At 70.8% G+C, this 9778-nt stretch carries 8 protein-coding genes; 3 read left to right on the forward strand and 5 right to left on the reverse strand.

Going from position 1 to position 9778, the window contains the following annotated elements; all coding sequences use genetic code 11:
• Positions 1-400, reverse strand: a 400-nt coding sequence (locus MBSD_RS08470; RefSeq protein ID WP_187300600.1) for a laccase domain-containing protein, incomplete at its 3' end; no start/stop codon positions are given.
• Complete coding sequence (gene rluD / locus MBSD_RS08475; protein ID WP_062536885.1) at positions 401-1372, reverse strand: 23S rRNA pseudouridine(1911/1915/1917) synthase RluD; 972 nt, start codon at positions 1370-1372, stop codon at positions 401-403. It abuts the gene before it with no gap.
• A gap of 80 nt (positions 1373-1452) precedes the next feature.
• On the opposite strand from rluD, the gene MBSD_RS08480 reads away from it, so the two are divergent.
• On the forward strand, positions 1453-2283 hold the full coding sequence (locus MBSD_RS08480; protein WP_062536887.1) for an outer membrane protein assembly factor BamD: 831 nt from the start codon (positions 1453-1455) through the stop codon (positions 2281-2283).
• 99 nt (positions 2284-2382) lie between these two features.
• Here MBSD_RS08480 and MBSD_RS08485 read toward each other — a convergent pair whose 3' ends face one another.
• The 3 genes from MBSD_RS08485 to sucC all read right to left on the reverse strand — a co-directional run bounded on the left by MBSD_RS08485 (position 2383) and on the right by sucC (position 6206).
• Positions 2383-3996: an NAD+ synthase gene (locus MBSD_RS08485; RefSeq protein ID WP_062536889.1), complete on the reverse strand. Its 1614-nt coding sequence runs from the start codon at positions 3994-3996 to the stop codon at positions 2383-2385.
• A 153-nt stretch (positions 3997-4149) separates the two neighbouring features.
• A complete protein-coding gene (gene sucD, locus MBSD_RS08490; RefSeq protein WP_062536891.1) occupies positions 4150-5025 on the reverse strand; it encodes a succinate--CoA ligase subunit alpha in 876 nt (291 codons plus the stop codon).
• Between the two features lie 17 nt (positions 5026-5042).
• Entirely contained in the window at positions 5043-6206 is a 1164-nt protein-coding gene (gene sucC, locus MBSD_RS08495) for an ADP-forming succinate--CoA ligase subunit beta (protein ID WP_062536893.1), read from the reverse strand.
• 293 nt (positions 6207-6499) lie between these two features.
• Here sucC and MBSD_RS08500 point away from each other — a divergent pair, with 293 nt between their 5' ends.
• Together MBSD_RS08500 and MBSD_RS08505 are read left to right on the forward strand one after the other, a co-directional pair.
• Positions 6500-8128 carry a sensor histidine kinase gene (locus MBSD_RS08500; RefSeq protein ID WP_062536895.1) on the forward strand — a complete coding sequence of 543 codons (1629 nt, stop codon included), beginning with the start codon at positions 6500-6502 and terminating at the stop codon, positions 8126-8128.
• A 113-nt stretch (positions 8129-8241) separates the two neighbouring features.
• Positions 8242-9624, forward strand: coding sequence for a sigma-54-dependent transcriptional regulator (locus MBSD_RS08505; protein WP_062536896.1), 1383 nt, complete (start codon positions 8242-8244; stop codon positions 9622-9624).
• Positions 9625-9778: the final 154 nt, after the last annotated feature.

Here is a 9778-nt window from a genome sequence, read left to right on the forward strand (position 1 = left end):
CGAGGCCGCGCCAGCCGGCGTGCGCGGCAGCCACCGCGCCGCCGTCGTCGCGCGCGAACAGCACCGGCAGGCAGTCGGCGGTGAGGATGGCCAGCACGCGGCCGGGCGTGCGCGTCACCGCGGCGTCGGCCTGCGGCTCGCCGTCGCCCGCCGCGGCGTCGGCGTCGACGACCTGCGTGCCGTGCACCTGGCGCAGCCACAGCGGCGCGGACGGCAGCGCCAGCGCGGCGACGATCGCCGCGCGGTTGGCGGCCACCGCCGCGGGATCGTCGCCGCCGCGCACGCCGAGATTGCAGGGACCGAACGGCGCCGCGGACACGCCGGGCGCATCGCGCGTGCTGACCGCGGCGCGCACGCGCGGCGGCGCGGGCCATTGCGGCGACAGGAAGCCGGCGCCCATTCAGCGCGCCTCCGCGGCCGACGCCGCGTCCGCGCGCAGCGCCTCGATCAGCGCCCGCAGGTCGGCCGGCCGCTCGGCGGCGAATGCCAGCGCGCGGCCGTCGACGGGATGGGCGAAGGCCAGGCGCTCGGCGTGCAGCGCCTGGCGGCGGAAACCCTTCAGCGCCTCGACCAGCGCCGGAGCGGCGCCGCGCGGCAGCCTGAGCCCGCCGCCGTACAGCGGATCGCCCACCAGCGGATGGCCGATGTGCGCGAGGTGCACGCGGATCTGATGCGTGCGGCCGCTCTCCAGATTGCACTGCAGCAGGGTGTGCGCGCGGTAGCGCTCGCGCACGCGGTAGTGCGTCACCGCCGGCTTGCCGGCGTCGCCGTCGCGCACCGCGCGGCGCAGGCGGTCGACCGGATGGCGGCCGAGCGGCGCATCCACGGTGCCGCCGGCGACCAGCGTGCCGACCACCACCGCCTCGTACTGGCGATGGATCTCGCGCGCGGCCAGCATCGCCGCCAGCGCGGCGTGCGCGCGCAGCGACTTCGCCACCACCATCAGGCCGGAGGTGTCCTTGTCGAGGCGGTGCACGATGCCGGCGCGCGGCACCTGCGCCAGCGCCGGATCGTGGTGCAACAGCGCGTTCTGCAGCGTGCCGGCCGGATTGCCGGCGCCGGGATGCACCACCAGGCCGGCCGGCTTGGCCAGCACCAGCAGGTCGGCGTCCTCGTAGCGGATGTCCAGCGCGATCGGCTGCGGCGCCATCGCCACCTCGGCCGCGAGGCGCGGCGTCAATTCGACGGCCTCGCCGCCGCGCACCACGTGGCGCGGGGCGACCGCCGCGCCGTCGAGGCGCGCGTGGCCGTCGCGGATCCAGGCGGCCAGACGCGAGCGCGAATACTCGGGGAACATCTGCGCCAGGGTCTGGTCGAAACGCCGGCCCGCCGCCTCCGGCGGCACCGTGGCCCGCCGCACCGGTCCGCTCATGCCGCCCTCCGCGGGCGCGGTGCCGGCCGGGGCCGGGTTTGGGCTATCATCGCCATTCGTGTCCGCCTCCGGGATATTCCATGCGCGTCGCTCCGATCCTGCGTCTGCCGCTGCTCGTCCTGCTCGTGCTGCTGGTGGGCTGCTCGCACTTCGGCAAGAACAAGCGCGACGAGGCCGAGACGGCGCCGGTCGAGGAGGTCTACGCCAAGGCCAAGCAGTCGCTCGAGATCGGCAACTACGGCCGCGCCGAGAAAGCCTACCAGCGCCTGATCGCGCGCTTCCCGTTCGGGCCGTACACCGAGCAGTCGGAGCTCGAAATGGCCTACGCGCAGTACAAGAGCGGCAAACCCGACGACGCCTACTCGACGATCAACCGCTTCATCAAGACCTATCCGACCAACAAGCATATCGACTACGCGTACTACCTGCGCGGCCTGATCAACTTCAACCGCACCGGTTCGTTCCTCGAGAACTTCGTCAAGCGCGACAAGTCGCGCCGCGACCCCGGCTATGCGGTGCAGGCGTTCAACGATTTCTCCGACCTGGTATCGCGCTACCCGAACAGCCGTTACGCCAACGACGCCCGCCAACGCATGATCTTCCTGCGCAACGGCCTGGCGCAGTACGAACTGAACATCGCGATGTACTACCTGCGCATCGAGGCCTACATCGCCGCCGCCGACCGCGCCGAGTACATCATCGAGCACTATCAGCAGACGCCGCAGGCCGCCGACGCGCTGGCGGTGATGACCAAGGCGTACCGCAAGCTCGGGCAGGACAAACTGGCCGACGACACCGAGCGCGTGCTCAAGCTGAACTACCCGAACCATCCCTACCTGGCCAACCCCAAGCACTGGCCGAAGCGGCCTTCGACGCTGCGCCGGCTGATTCCGTTGTCGGGGCATTATTGAGCGACGGCAGACGGGAGACGGGATGTCATTCCCGCGCAGGCGGGAATCCGCGTCGCCTTCCCCTGTCGCCTGCACGCAGGCTCCTGCCCGATGGCGAAATCAACGCCAACCTGAGGTGATCGGATAGCGGCGGTCGCGGCCGAACGCGCGGGTGGTGATGCGCGGGCCCGGCGCCGACTGCCGGCGCTTGAATTCGTTGGCCAGCACCAGCCGCGCCACCCGGCGCACGGTCTCCGCCTCGTAGCCGGCGGCGACGATCTCGGCCTGCGACTGTTCGCCTTCGACGAAACGCGCGAGGATGGCGTCGAGCACGTCGTACGGCGGCAGCGAATCCTGGTCGGTCTGGTGCTCGCGCAGCTCGGCCGACGGCGCGCGTTCGATCACTGCCGGCGGGATCGCCTCGCCGCGCGCGTTGCGCCAGCGCGCCAGGCGGTACACCAGCGTCTTGTAGACGTCCTTCAGCGGCGCGTAGGCGCCGCACATGTCGCCGTAGAGGGTGGCGTAGCCGACCGCCATCTCGCTCTTGTTGCCGGTCGACAGCAGCAGGCGGCCGCTCTTGTTGCTGAGCGCCATCAGCATCACGCCGCGACAGCGCGACTGCAGGTTCTCCTCGGTGACGTCGGCCGGCTTGCCGGCGAAGGCCGGCGCCAGCGTGTCGAGGAAGGCCTGGAACGCCGGCTCGATCGGCAGCACCCGGTAGTCCACGCCGAGGCGCTCGGCTTGCACCTTCGCCTCGCGCAGCGACAGCTGCGAGGTGTAGCGCGTCGGCAGCATCACCGCGCCGACGCGCGCCGGTCCCAGCGCGTCCACCGCCAGCGCCAGCGTCAGCGCCGAATCGATGCCGCCGGACAGGCCGAGCAGCACGCCGGGAAAGCCGTTCTTGCCGACGTAGTCGCGCACGCCGCGCACCAGGCCGGCGTAGACCGTGGCTTCGACGTCGGCGTCGTCCGCGCGCGGCCAGTCGAGCGCGGCGAGACGCCGCGTCGCCGGGTCATATTCGGCGAACAGCAGCGCGTCGACGAATGCCGGCGCGCGCGCGGCGACCGTGCCGTCGGGCTGCACCAGCAGCGCGCCGCCGTCGAACAGCAGGTCGTCCTGGCCGCCGACGACGTTGACGTAGGCGATCGCCACGCCGTTGTCGCGCGCGCGCTGCGCCAGCAGGCGCTCGCGCGTCGCCGCCTGCTGCAGGTCGTAGGGCGAGGCGTTGATCACCAGCAGCAGCTCGGCGCCGGCGGCCGCGGCCTTCGCCGCCGGCTCGGGCTCCCAGATGTCCTCGCAGACCAGCAGGCCGACGCGCACGCCGTCGAACGCGAGCACCGCCGTGTCGCGGCCGGGGCGGAACCAGCGCTTCTCGTCGAACACGGTGTAGTTGGGCAGCGCCTGCTTGCGGTAGGTCAGCGCGACGGCGCCGTCGCGCAGCAGGCTGGCGGCGTTGTAGACCTCGCCCTGCGCGTGCGGGTGGCCGACCACGACGGCGATATCCCGTGCCGCGCCGGCGAGCTCGCCGAGCGCACGCGCGCAGGCCTCGAGGAAGCTCGGCCGCAGCAGCAGATCCTCGGGCGGATAGCCGCTCAGCGTCAGCTCGGGGAAGGCGACCAGCGCCGCGCCGCCGGCGCGCGCCTCGTCCATCAGCGCGCGCACGCGCGCCGCGTTGGCGGCGACCGCGCCGACCGGGAAATCGTGCTGGGCCAGCGCGAAGCGCAGCTTGGCCATCGGCTTCTCCTTGGCGTGGGTGGCGCTGGCGCGCCTTTATGCTCCGCGAGAGCATAACACGGAGCTCCGCGCCGACCGCACCGACTGCCGGCGCAAAAACGAAGGCCGCGGCGTGCCGCGGCCTTCGTCCGGACGGCTTGCCGCCGCGCGCGCTTACTTGCGCATGCGCTCCGCCAGCGTCTTGCCGAGGTCGGCCGGCGAGCGCACGGTGGTGACGCCCGCCCTCTCCAGCGCCTCGAACTTGGCCGCGGCCGTGCCCTTGCCGCCGGAGATGATCGCGCCGGCGTGGCCCATGCGCTTGCCGGCCGGGGCGGAGGCGCCGGCGATGAACGACACCACCGGCTTCTTCACGTATTCGGCGATGAACTCGGCCGCCTCTTCCTCGGCGCTGCCGCCGATCTCGCCGACCATGATGATGCCCTCGGTCTGCGGGTCGTCCTGGAACAGCTTCAGGCAGTCGATGAAGTTCATGCCCTGGATGGGATCGCCGCCGATGCCGATCACCGTGCTCTGGCCGAGGCCGACGTTGGTGGTCTGGAACACGGCCTCGTAGGTCAGCGTGCCGGAGCGCGAGACGATGCCGACCTTGCCCGGCGTGTGGATGTGGCCCGGCATGATGCCGATCTTGCACTCGCCCGGAGTGATGATGCCCGGGCAGTTGGGGCCGATCAGCACGGTGTCGGGATAGCTCTTCAGCGCGTTCTTCACGCGCAGCATGTCCAGCACCGGAATGCCTTCGGTGATGGCGACGATCACGCGGATGCCGGCGTCGGCGGCCTCCAGGATCGCGTCGGCCGCGAACGGCGGCGGCACGAAGATCACCGAGGCGTCGGCGCCGGTGTCGTCGACCGCGTCCTGCACGGTGTTGTAGACCGGCAGGCCGAGATGCTCGCTGCCGCCCTTGCCCGGCGTCACGCCGCCGACCAGCTTGGTGCCGTAGTCGACCGCCTGCTCGGAGTGGAAGGTGCCCTGCTGGCCGGTGAAGCCCTGGCAGATGACCTTGGTGTTCTTGTTGACCAGTACGCTCATGAGTTCTTTCCTTCCCCTCAGGCCGCGGCCGCCGCAACGGCCTTCCTGGCGGCGTCGTTGAGGTCGTCCGCCGGGGTGATCTTCAAACCGGAGTTGGCCAGCAGTTCGCGGCCCTGCTCGACGTTGGTGCCCTGCAGGCGCACCACCACCGGGATGGTCAGGCCGACTTCCTTGACCGCGGCGATGATGCCCTCGGCGATCAGGTCGCAGCGCACGATGCCGCCGAAGATGTTGACCAGGATCGTCTTCACCTTGTCCGAGGACAGGATCAGCTTGAACGCCTCGGTGACGCGCTCCTTGGTGGCGCCGCCGCCGACGTCGAGGAAGTTGGCCGGCTCGCCGCCCGCCAGCTTGATCACGTCCATCGTCGCCATGGCGAGGCCGGCGCCGTTGACCATGCAGCCGATGTTGCCGTCCATGGTCACGTAGTTGAGGTTGTGCTCCTGCGCGATCGCCTCGGCCTGGTCCTCCTGCGACTTGTCGCGCATCGCGGCGAGGCGCGGGTGACGGAACTCGGCGTTGTCGTCGGAGTTGACCTTGCCGTCCAGCGCGAGCAGGTCGCCGGACTTGACGATCGCCAGCGGATTCAGCTCGATCAGCGACAGGTCCTGCTCCATGAACAGCTTGTACATGCCGAGCATGATCTTGGTGAGCTGGCCGACCTGCTTGGGGTTGAGGCCCATGGCGAAGCCGAGCTTGCGGCACTGGTAGGGCTGCAGGCCCTGCACGTAGTCGACGACGACGGTGTGGATCTCGTCCGGCGTCTCGCGCGCCACCTGCTCGATGTCGACGCCGCCGCGCGCGGAAGCGATGAACGCCACCGCCTTGCTGCCGCGGTCGACCAGCACCGACAGGTACAGCTCCTTGGCGATGTCGTTGGCGTCGGTGACCAGCACCAGGTTGACCGGCAGCGCGCGGCCGCCCGACTGGTAGGTCTCCATGCGGCGGCCGAGCATGCCGGCCGCGGCGGCCTTCACCTCGTCGAGGCTCTTGCAGAACTTGACGCCGCCGGCCTTGCCGCGGCCACCGGCGTGGATCTGCGCCTTCACCATCCACTGCTCGCCGCCCAGCGCCTTGGCGGCTTCCACCGCCTGCTCGGGGGTCGCGGCGACCTTGCCCGGCGGCACGGCGATGCCGTACTCGGCGAACAGCTCTTTGGCCTGATATTCGTGGAAATTCATGCCTGCACCTTGAACGAACGGAAACGGGGGAGCGCGCCGCGCACGCCGCACGCGCGGTTGCGCGGGAGGGTGCGCAGGGGAACGCGCGGCCGGCGAGCCGCGCGCAAAGCAACGGGGTATTGTCCCGGAAGCGTCCGCCGATGGCAAAGGGGAAGCCGGCCGGCCATCGCGCCGCCCTGCCCGCGCGCGGCTGCGGCACTGCGACTAGGCAAGCGCGCCGCGCGCGCTTACCTTAGGCGCATGGGTGCGCCCGCCATCTTCCCTCGCCTGGTCGCTTGAGCCCGGATCCCGCCGTGTCCACGACCGCCGTCCCCGCCTCGCGCCCGTCTTCCGGCAGCGGCCCGGTACGCCGCGAGATCTACTTTTTCAACCTGTTCCGCGTGCTGCAGGCGGCGGTGTACATCGGCCTGAGCTTCAGCCCGCTGGCGGCCGAATGGATCCCGCTGCACGAACCGCTGCTGGGCCGCCTGACCGCCGTGCTGTACCTGCTGTTCGCGCTGCTCGCGCTGGTGCAGACGCGCGTGTGGCAGCAGCACGCACAGGCGGCGATCGCCGTCGCCCTGTGCGCCGACGTGCTGGCGGCGCTGCTGACCATCGCCGCGCTGCCCACCGCGCGCAACGGCGTGGCGCTGATGCTGGTGGTGGACGTGTCCGCCGGCGCGCTGCTGCTGCCGCTGCGCCACGGCATGTTCTTCGCCGCGCTGGCCACGCTGGCGGTGCTCGGCCACACCTTCACCGAAGGCAACGCCCTGCGCGACGCCGAGCGCGACATGCTGGAGTCGGCGCTGTTCGGCCTGGCCTACTTCGCCGCCGCCTCGCTGTGCTACGCGCTCGGCAAGCAGATGCGCGAGACCGAGGCGCTGGCCGAGCGCCGCGGCCTCGACCTGGCCAACCTGGCGCAGGTCAACGAACTGATCATCCGCCGCATGCAGACCGGCGTGCTGCTGGTCGACGAAACCAACCGCATCCACCAGATGAACGAATCGGCGTGGATGCTGCTCGGCAGTCCGCCGGCCGACCGCCGCGACCTCGGCACGGTGGCGCCGGAACTGTCGCGCCGGCTGTACCACTGGCGCACCTCCGACAAGACCGACCAGACCTCGGTGGCGCTGGCCGAGGGCGTGCCGGAAGTAGTGCCGCGCTTCACCCGCCTCGCCGCCAACGACGATTCGCACGTGCTGATCTTCCTCGACGACACCTCGCTGGTGTCGCGCCGCGCCGAGGAACTGACGCTGGCCTCGCTCGGCCGCCTGTCCGCCTCGATCGCCCACGAGATCCGCAACCCGCTGGCGGCGATCCGCTATTCCGCGCAGTTGCTCGCCGAATCCGAGGAACTGCCCGCCGCCGACAAGCGCATGGTGGAGATCATCAACAACCACTGCGGGCGGATGAACGACATCATCGAGAACATCCTGCAGCTCTCGCGCCGCGACCGCTCGCGGCCGGAGGTGCTGGACCTCAACGCCTGGGTGCTGGCCTTCACCGACGAGTACAAGGAGTCCAACGACCTCGGCGGCGACTCGCTGCGCGCGATCGTGCAACCGCGCGCCGTGGAAGCGCTGGCCGACCCGCAGCACCTGCAGCAGGTGGTGTGGAACCTGGTGCAGAACGCGCTGCGCTACGGCCGCATGCCCGGCGAGCCGGCGCGGGTGATGGTGGTGGCGCGCCACGTTTCCGACTTCGGCCCGCCGGTGATCGAGGTGATCGACCGCGGCCCGGGCATCCCGCCCAAGGTCGCCGCGCAGATCTTCGAGCCGTTCTTCACCACCCACGAATACGGCACCGGCCTCGGCCTGTATCTCGCCAAGCAGATGTGCGAAGCCAACCAGGCCACGCTGGAATACGTGCCGGTGGCCGGCGGCGGCAGCTGCTTCCGCATCACGCTGACGCCGCCGGCGAACGCGCCGGGCGCGCCGGCCTGAACGCCGCGCTTTGCCGCGCCGCGCGCGCGCGGTACTCTCGCCGGGCGCGGGCGAGGGGTCGCCACCGTGAAGTCCGCGTCCGTCCGCATCCCTGAGTCGAACGAAGACCCGCCATGAGCAAGCAGACCGTCCTGGTCGTCGACGACGAACGCGACATCCGCGAACTGCTGACCATCACCCTCGGCCGCATGGACCTCGACGTCGACGCCGCCAGCAACGTCGCCGAGGCCAAGCGCATGCTCGCCGAACGCAGCTACGGCCTATGCTTCACCGACATGCGCCTGCCGGACGGTTCCGGCCAGGAGCTGATCGAACTGATCGCCAGGCAGTACCCGGAGACGCCGGTGGCGATGATCACCGCCTACGGCAACGTCGATGCGGCGGTCAACGCGCTCAAGGCCGGCGCCTTCGATTTCGTCTCCAAGCCGGTCGACATCGGCATGCTGCGCCGTCTGGTGCAGACGGCGTTGAAGCTCTCCGAGGAACGCCGCGGCGGCGATCCGGCGGTGGTGGCGGCCGCCAGCGCGCGATTGATCGGCGACTCGCCGGCGATGCAGCAGGTGCGCGCCACCATCGGCAAGCTGGCGCGCAGCCAGGCGCCGGTCTACATCAGCGGCGAGTCCGGCGTCGGCAAGGAGCTGGTCGCGCGGCTGATCCACGAGCAGGGGCCGCGCGCGGGCGGGCCGTTCGTGCCGGTCAACTGCGGCGCGATCCCTTCCGAGCTGATGGAGAGCGAGTTCTTCGGCCACAAGAAGGGCTCGTTCACCGGCGCGCACGCCGACAAGGAAGGCCTGTTCCAGGCCGCCAACGGCGGCACGCTGTTCCTCGACGAGGTCGCCGAGCTGCCGGTGCACATGCAGGTCAAGCTGCTGCGCGTGATCCAGGAGAAGGCGGTGCGCCCGATCGGCGGCCGCGGCGAGGTGCCGGTCGACGTGCGCATCCTGTCCGCCACGCACAAGGACCTCGCGCGCCTGGTCGAGCAGGGGCACTTCCGCCAGGACCTGTTCTATCGCATCAACGTGATCGAGTTGCGCGTGCCGCCGCTGCGCGAGCGCCGCGAGGACGTGCCCAAGCTGGCCGGCCGCATCCTGATGCGCCTGGCCGAGGAGAGCGGCGGCAGCGAACGGCCGACGCTGCGCCCCGCCGCGCTGAAGGCGCTGATCGACTACGACTTCCCCGGCAACGTGCGCGAACTGGAGAACATCCTCGAGCGCGCGGTGGCGCTGTGCGAGAACGGCCAGATCGAGGTGGCCGACCTGATGCTGTCGACGCGCGGCCCGCGCGTCGCCGCCGGCACTGCCGACGAGGACGAGGACGATGCAGCCGACGTTCCGGCCGGCGAGATGCCGCTGGACGACTACATCTCCAACCTGGAGCGCGAGAAGATCATGAAGGCGCTGCAGGAGACCCGCTACAACAAGACCGCCGCCGCCAAGAAACTCGGCATCACCTTCCGCGCGCTGCGCTACAAGTTGAAGAAGCTGGGGATCGATTGAAGGCGGAGGAGACGGGAACGGGGAGCGGGGCATGAAGGGCGGGGAAATGCGCGGGGTGCGGTAGGCGCAGCGAACCGCCGACGTCGCTGCCCCTCTTCCCTGCTCCCGCCACCCCGCTCCCCGCCTTTCAGAACGGAATATCGTCGTCCTCGAA

Source organism: Mizugakiibacter sediminis (assembly GCF_000953855.2).
GTDB classification, from domain to species: domain Bacteria; phylum Pseudomonadota; class Gammaproteobacteria; order Xanthomonadales; family Rhodanobacteraceae; genus Mizugakiibacter; species Mizugakiibacter sediminis.

Bases quoted from the DNA above. Each gene is read 5' to 3' on its own strand.
- MBSD_RS08480 (WP_062536887.1), top strand. From the start codon at position 1,453: ATGCGCGTCGCTCCGATCCTGCGTCTGCCGCTGCTCGTCCTGCTCGTG.
- sucD (WP_062536891.1), bottom strand. From the start codon at position 5,025: ATGAGCGTACTGGTCAACAAGAACACCAAGGTCATCTGCCAGGGCTTC.
- MBSD_RS08485 (WP_062536889.1), bottom strand. From the start codon at position 3,996: ATGGCCAAGCTGCGCTTCGCGCTGGCCCAGCACGATTTCCCGGTCGGC.
- rluD (WP_062536885.1), bottom strand. From the start codon at position 1,372: ATGAGCGGACCGGTGCGGCGGGCCACGGTGCCGCCGGAGGCGGCGGGC.
- MBSD_RS08505 (WP_062536896.1), top strand. From the start codon at position 8,242: ATGAGCAAGCAGACCGTCCTGGTCGTCGACGACGAACGCGACATCCGC.
- sucC (WP_062536893.1), bottom strand. From the start codon at position 6,206: ATGAATTTCCACGAATATCAGGCCAAAGAGCTGTTCGCCGAGTACGGC.